Here is a 16856-nt window from a genome sequence, read left to right as displayed (position 1 = left end):
GCACGGTGACGAGGTCACGTACCGTGATCGGCCTTCACTCGATCGGGTGGCACCGGCCCGCCGGGAAATCTCCGTGCTTGCCGGGCCCGAATAGCTGCCGTGAACATGTCCGTGGTGGACCGACGCACTTTCCACTTAGGTGGGAATTGCACCCCGACCACTACCGAGGGTCACGGCGTCGCTGGGGAGTGGATCATGCGCTATCTGATCGTCCGCACCGATATCCGGCCGGTGGAGACGGACTCGATGGAGTCCGTCTGGGCCGACGGCGGGTCGGTGCGCGACGAGCGGACCACGCCGGAGCCGCGGCGGCAGACCGTGCTGGCGCAGGACCGGTCGGCCGCGCTGGACCTCGCGCGAGCGCTGTCCGCGATGGGCTCGGTGCGGTCCGGCCGCCAGCGCGTGAAGATCATTAGGGTCGGTGATCCGCGCGGCTGGCAGGCCCGCGATCTGGAGCCGCTGCCCGACGAGGCCCGATGATCGGGCCGGCCGCTACTCCGCCGCCCAGTTCGCGATCAGGTAGTGCGCGATGGACGCGCCCATCGGCAGGCCGACGCGCAGCCCGTCGTGCGTGCGCACCTCACCGCCGTCGAGCACGGTGCGGATCTCGCGCCGGGTGAACCAGCGCGCCTCCACGATCTCCTCCGGGTCCACCGTGACCGGCAGCGCCGGGTCCGCGGTCGCGGTGAACCCGAGCATCAGCGACGCCGGGAACGGCCACGGCTGACTGGCGACGTAGCTGATGCCGGCGATCGGCAGCCCGACCTCCTCCGCCACCTCGCGGATCACCGCGGCCTCGGCCGACTCGCCCGGCTCGACGTACCCGGCCAGGCAGGAGAACCGCCGGATGTCGGCCGTGCCGGTCCAGGCCGCGTTGTTGCCCAGCAGGCAGCGGCCGTCCGGCCCGGCCACGCCGTCGTGCACCAGCACGATCATGGCGGGGTCGGTGCGCGGCCAGACCTGCTTGCCGCCCGCGTCGATCCGGCTCCACCCGGCCTCGTGCGCGCTGGTTGCACCGCCGCTGACCGGTGAGAAACCGTAGGCCGCGTGCCAGTTCGCCAGCGCCAGCGCGGTGGTCATCAGCCCGGCGTCGCGGTCGTCGAGCCGGTGGCCCACGTCGCGCAGATTCGCCGGCCGCGCGCCGGCGACCGTGGGCAGCGGCGCGTCGACCGCGAACACCGGCCCGCCATCCGGCTCCTCGCCGAGGAAGAGACGGGACTCCGGCGGTACGGCCGGCGCGCTCTCCGGCGTGAACAGCAGCAGCCGGCCGTCGTCGGTGATCAGCGTGCGCCCGCCGGAGCGGGTGTCGAGCACGAGCACCCGGGCCCGTTCCCAGGCCGCGGCCAGCCATTCGGTGTCGCGCCGCCGGTGGGCGGAGCGGTCCAGCGTGGTCCGGGCCAGCGGCGGGCCCGGGCGTTCGTGCGTCACGGTTGTGCTTTCTCGATCGGGGTCAGGGCCGCGAGCGGCGCTTCGATCCGGGCGGCGTCGCCGAGCACGACGGTGACCGCGCGGGCCGGGGCGAGGTAGGTCGTCGCGGCGGCGAACACCTCGTCCATGGTGACCGCCGCGAGCCGGGCGGAGTGCTCGGCCAGGTGGTTCAGCCGCAGGCCGGAGCCGGCGTACGTGGTGGCGAGCCCGGCCAGCCCGGCCTGGGTGGCGACGCCGAGCCGGAGGCTGCCGAGCGCGTACTGCCGGGCCTGTTCCAGCTCGTCCTCGGCCGGCGGCAGGCTGGCGATCCGGCCCAGCTCGTAGAGCGTCTCCAGCATCGCCGGGCCGGTGACCTCGGTGGCCACGTCCGCCGCGACGGTCAGCGAGGAGCCGGCGACCAGGTGCTCGATCGCGGAGTGCGGCCCGTAGGTGTAGCCCTTGTCCTCCCGGATGTTCTCCACCCAGCGGGACGAGAAGTAGCCACCGAAGATCAGGTTGGCGATCATCAGCGCGGCGTGGTCCGGATGCGTCCGCGGCACCGCGGGCAGCGCCATCCGCAGCGACGACTGCACCGAGTCCGGCCGGTCGACGACCATCAGGGCACCGGGCGCCAGCGCCGGTACGGGTGGCACGGCCCACTTCGTGGCCGGCACGTCGCCGCCGATCGCCCACCCGCCGAGGATCTGCTCCGCGGTGTCGATCGCCTTGGCCGGCTGAATGTCGCCGACCAGCACCAGCGTGGCACCGGCCGGCCGGACCCGCTCGGAGTGCAGCGCGCGCAGTTGGGCCGGGCGGATCGCCCTGACCTGCTCCGGCTCGGGCAGCTGGTTCGCGTACGGATGCCGCCCGTAGATCCGCTTGAGCAGTGCGGTGCGGGCGATGTGCTGCGGCTGGCTCTGCGCGACCTGGATGTGGTCGACCAGGCGGGCGCGCTCGGTGGCCACCTCCTCGGCCGGGTAGCGCGCTGCGGTGAGCACCTCGCCGAGCAGCTCCAGAATCCGCTCCAGGCCGCCGACCAGGCCGTTTCCGGCGAGGATCAGCCGGTCCGGGTCGACGCCCGCGCTCAGCGCGCCGCCGACCGTCTGCAGCTCGGCCGCGATCTCCACGGAGGACATCGTGTCGGTGCCGGAGAGCAGCGTCTGGGCGAGCATGGCGGCGCGGGCCGGGTGCGCCCTGCCGAACGGGATGCGCAGCCGGACCTCGACCAGCGGCACGGACGGCCGCCGGATCGCGATCACGGTGAGCCCGTTCGGCAGCGTGGCCTCGGCCTCCTTCGGCAGCTGCAGCTTCGTGGTCGGGCCCAGGCCGGGCAGCGTGGTGACCAGCTCGGGGACCTTCACCGGCTTGACCTTGGCAGGACTCATCGCGCCGCTCCCGGGATGACCTCGACGGTGGCCCGGCGCTCCGGCCGGAGGGTGGCCGCGGCCGCCCGGATCTGCTCCTCGGTGACCTCGCCGAGCAGCACCGGCAGCTGGTTGAGCAGCCCCGGCTCGCCACGTTGCTGTTCCAGGACCGCCATCCGGAGGGTACGGCTGAGCACCGCGTCCGTGTCCCGGAGCAGGTGGGTGACCATCCGCGCCTGGGTCCGGGCCAGCTCGCCCGCGGCCAGGCCGTCCTGGGCCAGCCGGTCCAGCTCCTCGTCGACGCTGCGCAGCAGCTTGTCCGTGTCGCCGCCGGGTGGCAGGTGCGCCTGGAGCAGCAGCGCGGTGGGGTCGCGCACCTCGAACGGCTCGCCCATGAACCCGAGGTAACCGCCGACGCTGGTGACCGAGCGATCCTTCAGCACCAGGCGCTCGACCAGCCGGGATGCGTCACCGTCGGTCAGCACCTCGGCGAGCACCACGTACGGCAGGTAGCCGGCGAAGTCGGTGATCGGGTCCGGCACCCGCCAGGCCGCCGCGACCGCGGGCAGCGGCGCGAGCCGGTCCGTGTACGACTGGCGGCGCTCCGCGGTCAGGTCCGGCTCGTCGAACGACGGCCGCACCGGGGCGGGGCGGGCCGGCACGCTGCCGAAGTGCCGCTCGACCAGCGCGGTCGCCTCGGCCACGTCGAAGTCGCCGGCCACCGAGAGCACCGCGTTGCCGTTCGCGTAGTACCGCTCGAAGAAGTCGGCCGCGTCCGCGACGGTGGCGCTCTCCAGATCGGTGAACGACCCGTAGCCGTCGTGCGCGTTCGGGAACGTGTCGAACATGACCGGCGGCAGCGTCAGCCAGGGGAACCCGCCGTACGGCTGGTTCAGCACGTTGACCCGGATCTCCTCCTTGACCACGTCGACCTGGTTGCGCAGGTTCTCCTCGGTGAGACGGGGGCCGCGCATCCGGTCCGCCTCGAGGAAGAGCGCGCGCTCCAGCGCGTTGCTCGGCAGCACCTCGAAGTAGTCCGTGTAGTCCAGGTGGGTGGAACCGTTGAACGTGCCACCCGAGCCCTGCACGTGCCGGAAGTGCGCCAGTTTCTCCAGGTTCGCCGAGCCCTGGAACATCAGGTGCTCGAAAAGGTGCGCGAAGCCGGTGCGCCCTTCCGGTTCGGAGCGGATGCCCACGTCGTAGACGACGGCCACGCCGACCACGGGTGCGCTGCGGTCGGGGGCCAGGACGACGCGCAGTCCGTTGGCGAGCGTCAGGCGCTCGACCGGGTACCGCGTCGCGGCTATTTTGTTGGATCTCCGGGCCACGCTGCCGACACTAGCGCTTTCCGGCGGAAACGGCCGTGAGCGCGCCCGCCCGGGTGCGCGAGAGCACGTGCCGGCCGGCCCGTGACGCCTCCTCCAGGTGTGGCCAGGCGGAGAGGACGAACTCGTCGACGCCGGCCGCGGCGTGGTCGTCCAGGCGCGCGGCGGCCTCGTCGTACGAGCCGACCAGCGCGGTGCCGGCGCCCTCGCGGACCAGGCCCACGCCGGCCCACAGGTTCAGCGCGACGGTCAGGCCGTCCGTGCTGCCGCCGTGCAGCCGCGCCATCCGGGCCTGGCCGACCGAGTCCATCCGGGCGAAGCGCGTCTGGGTGGCCGCGATCCGCTTCGGGCTCATGCCGGCGAGCAGCCGGGCGGCCTCGGCCCACGCCTCGTCCGCGATCGCTTGCGTGATCACGTGGACGCGCAGCCCGATCCGTACCGGACGGCCGGCCTCGTTCTTGAACCGCACGATCCGGGCGGCGACGGCCGGGACCGGCTCGCCCCACAGCAGGTAGGCGCCCGCATGCCGGGCGTCGACCTCGAGCGCGGCCGGCGACGCGCCGCCGAAGTAGATCGGCGGTGCCGGGCCGGCCGGCGCCCGCAGCCCGCCGCGCTCGACCCGGTAGTGCTCGCCGTGGAAGTCGAACGGCCCACCGGCCGGCGACGAGCGCAACATCTGGAGGAACTCACCGGTACGGGCATCTCGCGCGTCACGGCCCAGCAGGTCGCCGTAGGCGCGCTGCCCGGCCGGGTCGCCGCCGGTGATTGAGCGCGAGCCGCCCGCCGGAGATCGTCTGGAACGACTCGGCCTGGTTCACGACCAGCGTGGGCAGTGCGAACCCGGCGCGCACCGCCACCAGCAGCCCACGTCCGGCGGCGCCGGCTGCATGGACGCAGGCCGGACAATTCCCTATCTCATCGCTAGGTTTATAGGGGTGAGGCACGATCCCAGAATGTGGACGTCACCTTGACCGGGAACCCCCACTGAATCGATTGTTCCTATCAAACAAGTAGGCAATATCTGGATTGGATCTCGATGAGCTCTCTTCGGCTGCGAACCCTGGCCGCCGCCGTGGCACTCGCCACGGCCACCGTGGGCGCGCTCGCCGCCTGCGGTGGCTCCGACGAGGCCGCCGGCGCGGACGGCGGTCCGGTCACGCTACGGCTCGGATACTTCCCGAACATCACGCACGCCTCCGCCGTCGTGGGCGTGGAGAAGGGCATCTTCCAGGACAAGCTCGGCAGCGACGTCACGCTCGAGACCAAGACGTTCAACGCCGGGCCGGCCGCGGTCGAGGCGCTGTTCTCGGACGCCATCGACGCCACCTACATCGGGCCGAACCCGACCGTCAACGCGCACTCGAAGTCGAACGGCGAGGCGGTCCGGGTGATCTCCGGCTCCGCGTCCGGCGGCGTCGCGCTGGTGGTCAAGCCGGAGATCAACGGCGTCGAGGACCTCAAGGGCAAGAAGATCGCCACGCCGCAGCTGGGCAACACGCAGGACGTGGCGTTCCGGTACTGGCTGAAGGAGAAGGGGCTCACCGCCACCAAGGAGGGCGGCGGCGACGTCTCGATCGTGCCGCAGGAGAACGCGCAGACGCTGGAGACGTTCGCCAGCGGCGCGATCCAGGGCGCCTGGGTGCCGGAGCCGTTCGTCTCCCGCCTGGTCAACGCGGGTGGCAAGGTCCTCGTCGACGAGCGCGACCTGTGGCCGGACGGCAAGTTCGTGATCACCAACCTGATCGTCAGCACGAAGTTCCTCAAGGCGCACCCGGACGTGGTCAAGGCGCTGGTGGCCGGCCAGGTCGCGTCGAACGACTACCTGCACAAGAACGAGGCGGACGCGCAGCAGGCGATCTCCGACCACATCGGCAAGATCACCGGTAAGCCGCTGGACCTGGAGCTGATCGAGCAGGCCTGGAAGACCATCGAGTTCACCAACGACCCGATCGCGTCGTCGCTGGCCGCCGGCCTGGACCACGCGGTCGCGGTGGAGCTCACCAAGCCGGTCGACCTCAAGGGTCTCTACGACCTGTCGTACCTCAACGAGGCCCTGAAGGCCGCCGGTGAGGCCGAGGTCCCGCAGCCGTGACCAGCACACAGGTCGCTCTGCGGGACGTGACCAAGGTCTACGGTCGCGGAAGTGAGGCCGTCCTCGCGCTGGACGGCCTCAGCCTGACGGTCCGGCCCGGCGAGTTCGTCTGCCTGGTCGGCGCGTCCGGCTGCGGCAAGAGCACGCTGCTCAACCTGGTCGCCGGCCTGGACACCGCGTCCGGCGGCTCGATCGAGGTGGCCGGCGGCGCCCGGCCCGGCCTGATGTTCCAGGAGTCCGCGCTCTTCCCCTGGCTGAGCGTCGGCGCGAACGTGGAGCTGCCGCTCAAGCTGCGCAAGCTGGGCAAGGCGCAGCGTCAGGAGAAGGTCGCGGAGCTGCTGCGCACCGTGCACCTCGGCGACTTCGGCAAGCACCGGCCGCACCAGCTCTCCGGCGGCATGCGGCAGCGGGTCGCGCTGGCCCGCACGCTCGCGCTGGACACGCCGGTACTGCTGATGGACGAGCCGTTCGGCGCGCTGGACGCGATGACCCGGGACATCCTGCACGACGAGCTGGAACGCATCTACCTGGAGCGCGAGCTGACCGTGCTGTTCGTGACGCACAACGTGCGCGAGGCGGCCCGGCTGGCCGACCGCATCGTGCTGCTCTCCAGCCGGCCCGGCCGGATCATCCACGAGACCACGGTGGACGCACCCCGGCCGCGGCGCATCGACGCGCCCGAGGTCGCCGCGATCGCCGCCGACGTAACCGACCGCCTGCGCAAGGAGGTCATCCGCCATGGCCAGTGACACACTCAGCTCGGCGAAGCAGCAGGAGACCGAGGCGATCTCCGGCCTGGACGCGCTGGAGATCGCCGGCCGGGAGAAGGGCCCGTCCCGGGCCGGCAAGATCTGGTTCCAGACCTGGCCGAAGGTCACCGCGATCGCGCTGGCCATCCTGATCTGGCAGGCCGTGGTCTGGTCCGGTTGGAAGGAGCCGTGGGCGCTGCCCGGCCCGGCGGTGGTCTTCCCGGACCTATGGGACTACGTGCGGTCCGAGGCGTTCTGGTCCGGCGTCGGCACCACCGCGCGGCGAGCCGGTGTCGGCTTCGCGGCCGCGGTCGCGGCCGGGCTGCTGCTCGGCCTCGCGGTCTCCAGCAGCCGGATCCTGCGGGCCGCGCTCGGCTCGATGATCACCGCGTTGCAGACCATGCCGTCGATCGCCTGGTTCCCGCTGGCCATCCTGCTCTTCCAGCTCAGCGAGCAGGCGATCTTCTTCGTGGTGGTGCTCGGCGCCGCGCCCTCGGTGGCGAACGGCGTGATCCACGGCATCGACTACGTGCCGCCGCTGCTGCGCCGGGCCGGGCACAACATCGGCGCTCGCGGCATCAACCTGTACCGGTACGTCATCGCACCGGCCGCGCTGCCGGCCATCGTCGCCGGTCTCAAGCAGGGCTGGGCGTTCGCCTGGCGCAGCCTGATGGCCGGCGAGCTGCTCGTGGTGATCGCGACCAAGACGTCGATCGGCGCGCAGCTGCAGTACGCCCGCGAGCTCAGCGACACCGAGCGGCTCATCTCGATCATGATCGCGATCCTGGTCTTCGGCCTGCTGGCGGACGCCGCGTTCGGCGCCGCCGACCGGGCCATCCGGCGCCGCTGGGGACTGCTGGACCGCAACAGCTGAAGGGGACCGCCATGTACGTCTCGGCACGCAGCGACTACGCCGTCCGGGCGATGCTGGTCATCGCCGAGCTGGGGGGCCGGGAGCTGGTGAAGGCCGCCGCGCTCGCCACCTCGCAGGACATCCCGCTCAGCTTCCTCCAGGGCATCCTGCTGGACCTGCGCCGGGCCGGGCTGCTGCACAGCCACCGAGGCGTCGAGGGCGGGTACGCACTGGCCCGCCCCGCGGACGAGATCACGGTCGGCGACGTCCTGCGGGCGGTGAGCGGCTCCCTGACCATGGTCCGCGGCCTGCCCGCGGACGCCGCCGGCTACCACGGCGTCGCGGCCGGCCTGACCGACGTCTGGCTGGCCGTGCACGAGGCGATCGAGGAGGTCGTCGACACGGCCACGCTGGCGGACCTGCTGTCCCGGTCCCGCCAGGAGCTAGGAGCGACAACCAACTAGGAACCGGAGCGGCACATGCGGAAACTCATCCTGCTCGCCCTCGTGGGTCTGGGCGCGCAACTCGTCGACGGCAGCCTCGGCATGGCGTACGGCGTCACCTCCACCACTCTCCTGCTCGCGATCGGCACCAACCCGGCCGCGGCGTCCGCCACCGTGCACCTGGCGGAGATCGGCACCACGCTGGTCTCCGGCGCGTCGCACTGGCGGTTCGGCAACGTCGACTGGCGGGTCGTCGCGAAGATCGGCATACCGGGCGGCGTCGGCGCGTTCGCCGGCGCGACGTTCCTGTCCAGTCTCTCCACCGAGGTCGCGGCGCCGGTGATGGCGCTGATCCTGCTCGCGCTCGGCATCTACATCCTGGTCCGGTTCACCGCCTGGGGCCTGCCCAAGGGCCGGCTCGGCCAGCCGCTGCGCAAGCGGTTCCTGACGCCGCTCGGCCTGTTCGGCGGCTTCGTCGACTCCACCGGCGGCGGTGGCTGGGGACCGGTCGGCACACCGGCGATCCTGGCCAGCGGGCGCCTGGAGCCGCGCAAGGTGATCGGCTCGATCGACACCAGCGAGTTCATCGTGGCGATCGCGGCCAGCGTCGGTTTCCTGGTCGGCATCGGCAGCGAGAACATCGACTTCGCCTGGGTGGCGGCGCTGCTGATCGGCGGCGTGATCGCGGCGCCGATCGCGGCCTGGCTGGTCCGGCACATCCCGCCGCGGATCCTGGGCGCGGCGGTCGGCGGCATCATCGTGCTGACCAACACCCGGTCGCTGCTGCGCAGTGACTGGATCGACGCGCCGGACGCGGTGCGGTACCCGGTCTACGCGGCGATCTACCTGATCTGGGCCGGTGCGATCGCCTACTCGTGGCGGCAGTACCGGGCGTACCGCGACCTGGAGACCGTCGAGGCGATCGACGCCGCGGCGAAGAGGCAGCGGGCCGCGGCGCTCTGAGCACGACGCGGGGGCGGTCCTGATCGGACCGCCCCCGCACCCTCACGGCTCCGAGCCCTGGGCCGACGCGTCCGGCACGTCGAAGAACGGGATCCGGAACTCGACTATCACGCTCTCCACGGCGGACGACTCGTACCAGGGCAGGAACGCAGCCAGCGACGCCAGCCCGACTCCCAGCAGCGCCAGCGTGAAGACCAGCGCCATCTCCCCCATCCCGCCCTTTCCGTTGCTCACCGCAGAACCCCCGTTTGCGTATGTCCGACGACGGGTCGACATGTCTCGACGTCTCGCCCGAGCGCCTAGCATGTCGTGTCAAGGGTCGATGCACAGTCGACCATCGGACGCTTCGCCTCGGCCGTACGGCCCCTTACATCAGCACTACGGCCGGATCGGCGAAACGGACCACATCAATCGCCACCGGGGTACGGGACGGAGCCGACCAGCGCGGTGAGGGCGGCCCGGTCGAGCAGATCCGCCGGACGGACCGTCACGTCGTCCCGCACGTAGTAGAACGCGGCCCGGACGTGCTCCACCGGTACCCCGGCCAGCGCGGCCCAGGCCAGCCGGTACGCCGCCAGCTGCACCGCGGCCGCCTCCGCCGCCTCGCCGGACGGCTGCGCGCCGGTCTTCCAGTCGACCACGTCGAACCGGCCGCCGAGCGCGGGGAAGACAGCGTCCATCCGGCCGCGCACCACCACGCCGCCGATCACGGTCGCGAACGGCACCTCCACCTCGATCGGCGTCCGGTCCGCCCATTCACCGGCCAGGAACCGGGCCTGCAGCTCGGCCAGCTCGGCGTCGTCCGCGGCCTCGGCGTCGGCGGCGCCGGGCAACTCGTCCAGGTCGAACAGCCGCACCGGGCCGAACCGCTGCTCCAGCCAGGTGTGGAACGCGGTGCCCCGGCGCGCGTACGGCGCGGGCGGGGCCGGCATCGGGCGGCGCAGCGACCGGGCCAGCGCCTGTGGGTCGCGGCGCAGCGTGACCAGCTGGGAGACGGACAGGTGGCCGGGCAGCGCCACCTCCAGCGGGCCGTCGCGGCGCGCGTGCTCGGCGCGCTCGGCCAGCAGCAGGTCCGCCTCCCGCCGCCAGCCCGCGATCTCCGCCGCCTCCGCCGGATCGATCCCGTCCGAACCGTCCTCGTCCGAGGACGGCGACGGCGGTTCCTCGTCGGCCGCTGCCGGTGCCGGCGGCGCGCCGAGCGCGGCCTCCAGCGGGCTCACGTGGATCTCCGGCTCCGTGGGTTCCGCCGACGGTGCCGGCCCGGCCGCCGCGAGCAGCTCGCGGACCAGGTCGGCCGCCTCCTCCAGCGCGGGCCGGCGGGAGCCGAGCGGATCGGCCGGCCACTCCACCCGTACCGTCGCGGATGCTCCCGGGTTCTTCGCGCCCGGCTCCGGGGGCGGCTCCCAGATCGGCACGTCCCCGTGCCCGGCCAGGCAGGAAGCGCGGATCTCGTCCAGGAACACGGACGCGCCGCGCGGCTTCACCACCCGGTCGCCCCACCAGAAGCCGGAGCAGAGCAGCAACCGCCGCGGCCGGGTCACCGCGACGTAGGCCAGCCGCCGTTCCTCCCGCTCGTCGTGCTCCTTCCAGTCCTGCGCGAACCGGTCCAGCGCCCCGGCCACGTCCCGCTGCGTCTCCGCGCCGGACAGGTCCAGTGCGGGCAGCCCGTCCCGGTCGCCGCGCAGCGGGAACGGCAGCACGCCGATCCCGGCCAGGTAGTGGTCCGATCCGCGGACCGGTCCCGGCCAGACGTCCTTGGTCAGCCCGGCGACCGCGACCACGTCCCACTCCAGGCCCTTCGCCGCGTGCGCGGTGAGGATCTGCACCGCGCCCTCGACCACGTCGACCTGGCCGGGCGCGAGCCCGCGCTCCTCCTCCTCGGCCGCGGCCAGGAACGCCAGGAAGCCGGAGAGCGTGCCGCCGTCCGCCTCACCGGCGAACCGCGCGGCCACGTCGCCGAGCGCGTCCAGGTGCGCGCGGGCCAGGCCGGCGTCCCCGGCCGCGGACGCGCGCACCGCGACCTCCACGTCCAGGCCGATCGTCCGTTCCACGTCCGCGACCAGGTCCGGCAGCGGCGCGTCCAGGCGGTCCCGGAGCAGTTCCAGCTCGGCCGCGTACGCGTGCAGCCGGTGGTAGCCCTCGGCCGAGAACTGCTGCGGCGTGCCCAGGTCGGCGAGCGCCTCGACCAGCGTGGCCTCGTCCAGCGGATCCAGGATCACCGCCTCCTCCGGATCGGCGTCCACCGCCCGCTCCCGCGCGAGGCGCTGCGCGCGGCGGTGCAGCGCCACCAGGTCGCGCGGGCCGATCCGCCAGCGCGGGCCGGTGAGCAGCCGTAACAACGACGCGCCGTCGGCCGGGTCGGCCAGCACCCGCAGCGTGCTCACCACGTCGCGGACCTCGGGCGTGTCCAGCAGCCCACCCAGACCCACGACCTCCACCGGTACGCCGCGGGCGCGCAGCGCGTCCTCGATCGCCGGGATCTGGCTGCGCAACCGGACCAGCACCGCGGTCGTCGGCCGCTTCTCGACCGGGATCTCCTCCGGCAGCGCGGTGTCGTCCTCCCCCGCGGCCTGCCAGGCCCGGACGATCTGGCCGGCGATCCAGTCCGCCTCCGCGTCGTGCGTGAGCAGCAGCGCGGCCCGGACCGTGTGCCCGCCGAGCGGCTCCGCCGTGCCCGGCGACGGCCGCAGCGCCGCCACCCGCGCACCGGCGGACCGCAGCGGCAGCGACAGCGCGTTCGCGATCTGGAGGATCTCCGGCCGGTTCCGCCATGATCGCGTCAGCGCGCTGGTCGACGCGGGCTGCCCGTTCCGGTGCCGGAAGTCGGCGGGAAACCGGTCCAACGTGCCCGCGCTCGCGCCACGCCAGCCGTAGATGGACTGGCACGGGTCGCCGACCGCGGTCACCGGGTGCCCGTCGCCGAACAGCGCGCGCAGCATCACCACCTGCGCGTGGCTGGTGTCCTGGTACTCGTCGAGCAGCACCACCCGGTAGCGGTCCCGCTCGACCCGGCCGACCTCCGGATGGTCGCGCGCGACCCGGGCCGCGCGCGCCATCTGGTCGCCGAAGTCCATCGCCTCCAGCTCCAGCTTGCGCGCCTCGTACGCGCGGACCAGCGGCAGCACGCCGAGCCGGGCCTGCTGCCGGCCGAGCACGTCCCGGACCGGCTTGCCCGGACTGCCCGGCAGGCTACCGACCTCGCCGATGAACCGGCCGGTCCAGCCGGCCAGCTCGTCCGTGCTGACCAGGTGCTCGGCCAGCTCGCCGGAGAGCGCCAGCACCGCGTCCGTGATCGTGCCCGGCGCGCGGCCGACCACGCCCAGGTCACCCGGGAAGTTCCGGACGATCATGTCGACCAGCTGCCAGCGGGACGCCTCGGTGAGCAGCCGGGTGGACGGCTCGAACCCGCCGCGCAGGCCGTGCTCGGTGACCACCCGGGCCGCGTACGAGTGGTACGTGGCCACGGTCGGCTCGCCCGCGATCTCCCGGCCCAGGCGGCGGACCAGCTGGCCGAGCCGGGTCCGCACCCGGTGCGCCAGCTCGCCCGCGGCCTTCCGGGTGAACGTCAGCCCGAGGATCTGCTCCGGGCGCACGTACCCGTTGGCCACCAGCCAGACCACGCGCGCGGCCATCGTCTCGGTCTTGCCGGACCCGGCGCCGGCCACCACCAGCAGCGGTTCCACCGGCGCGGAGATGATCGCGGCCTGTTCCGGCGTGGGCGGGTGCAGGTGCAGCAGCCGGGCCAGCTCGCCGGGCGTGAACCGGGGCCCGGCGTCGGCCCGGATCCGGCGCGGCCGCTCGGGAGCGGTGAAGAGGGCGGGCTGATCCGTCACGTACCCGGTCTCCTGGTGGGTGGTTCGACGACCTGCCGGCCGCGGCCGGAGACCGGGCAGGCGGTCTGCACCGGGCAGGTCCGGCACTTCTTGTTGACCACGGCGGAGAACGTGGACGCGGCCATCGTGTCCGCGGTGCGCCGGACCAGTTCCTCCGCCCAGCCCGGGTCCGGGCTGTCGGCGACCGCGCCCTGGCTCTGCTCGCGCGCCGCCTTGGTGTCCGTGCCGAGCTGCACCAGCGCGGCGCCGCCGGACTCCAGGCCGAAGTCCGCGAACCCGCCCGCCTCGACCGCGGCCTGATAGCCGGCCAGCTGCGGGTGCTCGGCGACGTCCGCCGCGGTCACCGCGGTCGACCGGCCGGTCTTCAGGTCCACCACGACCAGCCGGCCGGCGTCGTCCACCTCCAGCCGGTCCACCCGGCCGACCAGGTCGATCGGCCGCTTCGTGCCGTCGTCCAGGCGCACCGCGAACTCGTGCTCGATCGCCAGCAGCCGGCGCGGGTTCGCGGCCAGCCAGCGCAGCAGCTTGTCCACCATGCCCTCGGCCCGGGACTGCTCCGGCCCGGCCAGCCAGCGCGCGGCCAGCTCGATCATCGGGAACCGGCCGGCCACGTACTCGATCAGCCGCTCCCGGTCCGCGTTCGCGTCCTCGGCCAGCATCGCGGCCGCGTGCACCAGGTTGCCGATCCCTTGCGCCGGCCCGGCCGGTGGGTTGCCGCCGTGCCGTTCCAGCAGCCAGCGCAGGCTGCACCGGAGCGCGCCCTCCATGGTGGACGGCGTCACCCGGACCGCCTCGCCGTCGTCGGCCAGCGGCCGGTCGTCGGACAGCCGGCGCAGGCCCCACCACTCGTCCGGGTGCGCGCCCGGCACCCCGGCCCGCGCCAGCCGGGCCAGTTCCCCGGCCGCCGCGGTCCGCCGCGCCTCGCTCGCCCGCGGATCGGTCAGCGCGGTCCGCAACTCGGCCACCAGCGCGGCCAGCGTCAGCGCGCGCGGCAGCCGCCTCGCCTGAAGATCAAAATCCTCCGCCGGTACGTCGTGCAGCTGCGCTATCTCGTGCAGGAACCGGCTCGGCTGCTCCGCACCGTCCGCGGTGCCGACCGACGCCGACTCCACGGCCGTGACCAGCAGATGCGTTCGCGCCCGGGACGCGGCCACATAGAACAGCCGGCGTTCCTCGTCCAGCAGCGCGGACGTCTGCCCGGCCAGCGCGGCCGCCTCCGGACCGGTCCGGCCGGAGAGCAGGTCGACCAGCCGCTCCGAGCCGAGCAGGCTGCCGCGCAACCGCAGATCCGGCCAGACGCCCTCCTGCACGCCGGCGATCGCCACCACGTCCCACTCCAGGCCCTTCGCCGCGTGCGCGGTGAGCAGGCGCACCGCGTCCCCGCGGTCCGCGGACGGCGCGATCGAGTCGGCCGGCAGATCCTGACCCAGCACGTGATCCAGGAACACCTCGGTCCGCGCGCCGGGCAGCCGGTCCGCGAACCGGGCGGCCGCGTCGAACAGCACCAGCACCGAGTCGAGATCCCGGTCGGCCGCGTCCGCACGGGCCCGCTCCACGTGACCGCTCTCCCCTGCCCGCGGCGGCGTGCCCCGGACGCTGGCCGCATACCACCGGTCGGCCAGACCGGTCGCCCGCCACAGCGCCCACAGCACGTCCTCGACCGAGTTCGCCGGGTCGGCCGCGGCCGTACGCACGGTCTCCAGCAGGTGCGCGACCGCACGGACCGGCCGAGCCCACCGCCGGTCCACGCCGTCCAGCGGCGCCGGGTCCCGCAGCACCGCCACGATCAGCTCGCCGGACGACCGCCGGTCGTTGTCCCGGTGCGCCAGTGCGCGCAGTCCCTGCCGCAGCCGGCGCTCGGCCAGCGGGTCGGCGCCACCGAGCGGCGAGTGCAGCAGCGTGACCGCGGCGTCCTCGTCCAGCGCGTCCGGCTCCAGCGCGCAGCGCAGCAGCAGCAGCAACGGCGCCACCGCGGGCTGGAGGTGCAGCGGCAGATCCTCGGCGTAGGTGACGGTCGGCACGCCCGCCGCGTGCAGGGCCCGCTGCAACGGGGGCAACTGCAGCAGCGCGGACCGTACGATCACCGCCATCCGCCCCCACGGCACCCCGCCGATCAGGTGCGCCTCCCGGAGCGCGTGCGCCACGTACGCCGACTCCGCCACCGCCGACCGGAACGTACGCACCCGCAGCGCCTCCACCACGCCGGTTCCGGCGCCGGCATCGGCGACGGCCTCGTCGGCTTCGGTGCCGGCCCCGGCGGCATCGGTCACGGCGGTGTCGGCGCCGTCCGCGGCGCCGGCTTCGTCGGCTTCGGCGCCGGTCACAGCGCCGTCAGCACCGGCGCCGGTCGCGCCGGGATCATCGGTGTCGGCAACCGTCGTGGCGGCAGTGACGGACGCTGTCTCGGGGGCACCGGCCGGCGGCTCCGGTGCGGAGCCCGGGGTCGCAGCCGGTGGGGTCAGGTTGCGGTGGACGATCGGGCCACGGAGGCGGCGGCCGACGCGGCGGACGGCGTCGATCAGCTCCGGGGTGGCGCGGTAGGAGACCGTCCGGGTGACCGTGGCGGCCGGTGCACCGGAGGCCGTGCGGAACCGCGCCGGAAACGCCGTCACCACTGACGGGTCCGCCCCCCGGAAGCCGTAGACCGACGAGTCCGGATCCGCGAACGCGATCAGCGGCAGACCGCCACCCGCGATCAGATGCAGCAGCGCGACCTGCGCCGGGTCGGTGTCCGCCAGCTCGTCGACGTATACGTACGCGATCCGCCGCCGCTCCGCCTCCAGCAGCTCGGGATCGTCCGCGAGCAGCGTCATCGCGGCCCGCACCAGCTCCGCCGCGTCATAGGCCGCCGCGGCCCGCCCGGTGCTGTCCCGCAGCGCGAGCACCGCCGCGTACTCCCGCAGGAACCGTGCCGCCGCCGGCCAGTCACTCCGGCCCAGCCGCTCCCCGAGGCGCGTCAGATCCGCGGGCCCGATGCCCCGCTCGACCGCCCGCAGCATGAGATCACGCAGCTGCGTCGCGAACGCCCTGGTCCGCAACGCCGGCCGCAGCCCCACCGGCCACCCGTACGGATCGTCTGCGGTCGCCTCCGGCACCGCCTCACCCGCGGCGGCACCGCCCGGGTCACGAGCGGCATCATCCGCCCGTCCGGGCTCGGCCCCCGGCTTCCCCCGGCCGGGCCGCTCCCCGGCCGGGGTACCGGCGTCGGCCACCCGGCCGGAACTCGGCTGGCCGGAACTCGGCTGGCCGGTCTGCGTGCGGTCCGTGGCGGGTGCGGAGAGCGAGCGGCGGCGCAGGAGCTCGGCGGTGTCCGGCGTGGGCCGGCCGGCGGTGTCCGGGTCGCCGACGATCTCCAGGAGTTCGCGGATGACCAGGTCCTGTTCCGGACCGGTGAGCAGGCGCGGAGACGGTTCGCCACGTTCGGCGGCGGCCCGGCGGAGGAGGCTGTAGGCGTACGCGTGGAAGGTTCTGACCATGGGTTGGTGCACCACGTCGTGGTCGTCGAGTCCGGCGATCCGGGCCTCGATCCGCTCCCGGAGCGACTGCGCCGCGCGCCGGCCGAACGTGAGAACCAGGATTCGCTCCGGGTCGACACCGGCCTCCACCCGCGCGGCCACGGCCTCGACCAGCGTGGTGGTCTTGCCGGTCCCCGGCCCGCCGACCACGAGCAGCGGACCGTCCGTGTGCGCGACGACGCGGTCATGCGCGGCATCGGCCAGCAGCGCCGGCGCGGCGACCGGCGGCCGGCGCACCAGCCGATACGTCCGCCGAGGCACCACAGTCATCGCGCTATCTCATCACGCCCCACCGACAGACCACAGATCGCC

Annotated in this window: 11 protein-coding genes and 3 pseudogenes; 6 read left to right on the top strand and 8 right to left on the bottom strand. The window is 73.8% G+C overall.

Annotation, left to right across the window (positions count from 1 at the left end; all coding sequences use genetic code 11):
• The first annotated feature begins 195 nt into the window (after positions 1-195).
• A pseudogene (locus J2S42_RS26380) lies at positions 196-523 on the top strand (hypothetical protein).
• Here J2S42_RS26380 and nudC read toward each other — a convergent pair.
• From nudC to J2S42_RS26360, 4 genes are read right to left on the bottom strand one after another with little or no spacing between them, the layout of a single operon-like run.
• Complete coding sequence (gene nudC / locus J2S42_RS26375; protein ID WP_307243263.1) at positions 493-1428, bottom strand: NAD(+) diphosphatase; 936 nt, start codon at positions 1426-1428, stop codon at positions 493-495. The pseudogene J2S42_RS26380 and the gene nudC sit on opposite strands and share 31 nt — an antisense overlap.
• Positions 1425-2792 (bottom strand): M16 family metallopeptidase, encoded by a 1368-nt coding sequence (locus tag J2S42_RS26370; RefSeq protein WP_307243261.1) that lies wholly within the window; start codon positions 2790-2792, stop codon positions 1425-1427. The genes nudC and J2S42_RS26370 overlap by 4 nt, the downstream gene beginning before the upstream one ends.
• Positions 2789-4099 carry a M16 family metallopeptidase gene (locus J2S42_RS26365; protein ID WP_307243259.1) on the bottom strand — a complete coding sequence of 437 codons (1311 nt, stop codon included), beginning with the start codon at positions 4097-4099 and terminating at the stop codon, positions 2789-2791. Before J2S42_RS26365 ends, J2S42_RS26370 begins: the two co-directional genes overlap by 4 nt.
• Positions 4100-4109: 10 nt before the next feature.
• The gene (locus J2S42_RS26360; RefSeq protein ID WP_307249041.1) at positions 4110-4817 is read right to left on the bottom strand and encodes an LLM class flavin-dependent oxidoreductase; all 708 of its coding nucleotides are present in this window, start codon (positions 4815-4817) and stop codon (positions 4110-4112) included.
• A gap of 315 nt (positions 4818-5132) precedes the next feature.
• Between J2S42_RS26360 and J2S42_RS26355 the strand changes: the two genes are divergently transcribed.
• Genes J2S42_RS26355 through J2S42_RS26335 form a run of 5 tightly spaced genes read left to right on the top strand, consistent with a single transcriptional unit; the run spans position 5133 to position 9196 of the window.
• Positions 5133-6188, top strand: a complete 1056-nt coding sequence (locus J2S42_RS26355; RefSeq protein WP_307243258.1) for an ABC transporter substrate-binding protein — start codon at positions 5133-5135, stop codon at positions 6186-6188.
• Entirely contained in the window at positions 6185-6937 is a 753-nt protein-coding gene (locus tag J2S42_RS26350; RefSeq protein WP_307243256.1) for an ABC transporter ATP-binding protein, read from the top strand. Before J2S42_RS26355 ends, J2S42_RS26350 begins: the two co-directional genes overlap by 4 nt.
• Positions 6927-7811: an ABC transporter permease gene (locus tag J2S42_RS26345; protein WP_307243254.1), complete on the top strand. Its 885-nt coding sequence runs from the start codon at positions 6927-6929 to the stop codon at positions 7809-7811. The genes J2S42_RS26350 and J2S42_RS26345 overlap by 11 nt, the downstream gene beginning before the upstream one ends.
• A gap of 11 nt (positions 7812-7822) precedes the next feature.
• Positions 7823-8254, top strand: coding sequence for an RrF2 family transcriptional regulator (locus tag J2S42_RS26340; RefSeq protein WP_307243252.1), 432 nt, complete (start codon positions 7823-7825; stop codon positions 8252-8254).
• 15 nt (positions 8255-8269) lie between these two features.
• Positions 8270-9196 (top strand): sulfite exporter TauE/SafE family protein, encoded by a 927-nt coding sequence (locus tag J2S42_RS26335; RefSeq protein ID WP_307243250.1) that lies wholly within the window; start codon positions 8270-8272, stop codon positions 9194-9196.
• A gap of 42 nt (positions 9197-9238) precedes the next feature.
• Here J2S42_RS26335 and J2S42_RS26330 read toward each other — a convergent pair whose 3' ends face one another.
• The 4 genes and pseudogenes from J2S42_RS26330 to J2S42_RS26315 form a co-directional block, all read right to left on the bottom strand.
• Positions 9239-9430 (bottom strand): hypothetical protein, encoded by a 192-nt coding sequence (locus tag J2S42_RS26330; protein ID WP_307243249.1) that lies wholly within the window; start codon positions 9428-9430, stop codon positions 9239-9241.
• A 173-nt stretch (positions 9431-9603) separates the two neighbouring features.
• Positions 9604-13029, bottom strand: coding sequence for an ATP-dependent helicase (locus tag J2S42_RS26325; RefSeq protein WP_307243247.1), 3426 nt, complete (start codon positions 13027-13029; stop codon positions 9604-9606).
• Positions 13026-15311 (bottom strand): annotated as a pseudogene (locus J2S42_RS26320) (PD-(D/E)XK nuclease family protein); the annotation flags it as partial. The pseudogene J2S42_RS26320 and the gene J2S42_RS26325, both read right to left, overlap by 4 nt.
• 150 nt (positions 15312-15461) lie before the next feature.
• A pseudogene (locus tag J2S42_RS26315) lies at positions 15462-16781 on the bottom strand (UvrD-helicase domain-containing protein); the annotation flags it as partial.
• Between the last annotated feature and the right edge of the window lie 75 nt (positions 16782-16856).

The organism is Catenuloplanes indicus (assembly GCF_030813715.1).
GTDB classification, from domain to species: Bacteria; Actinomycetota; Actinomycetes; order Mycobacteriales; family Micromonosporaceae; genus Catenuloplanes; species Catenuloplanes indicus.
The sequence above is the reverse complement of the archived record's forward strand: the minus strand, read 5'-3'. Positions and strand labels throughout refer to the sequence as shown.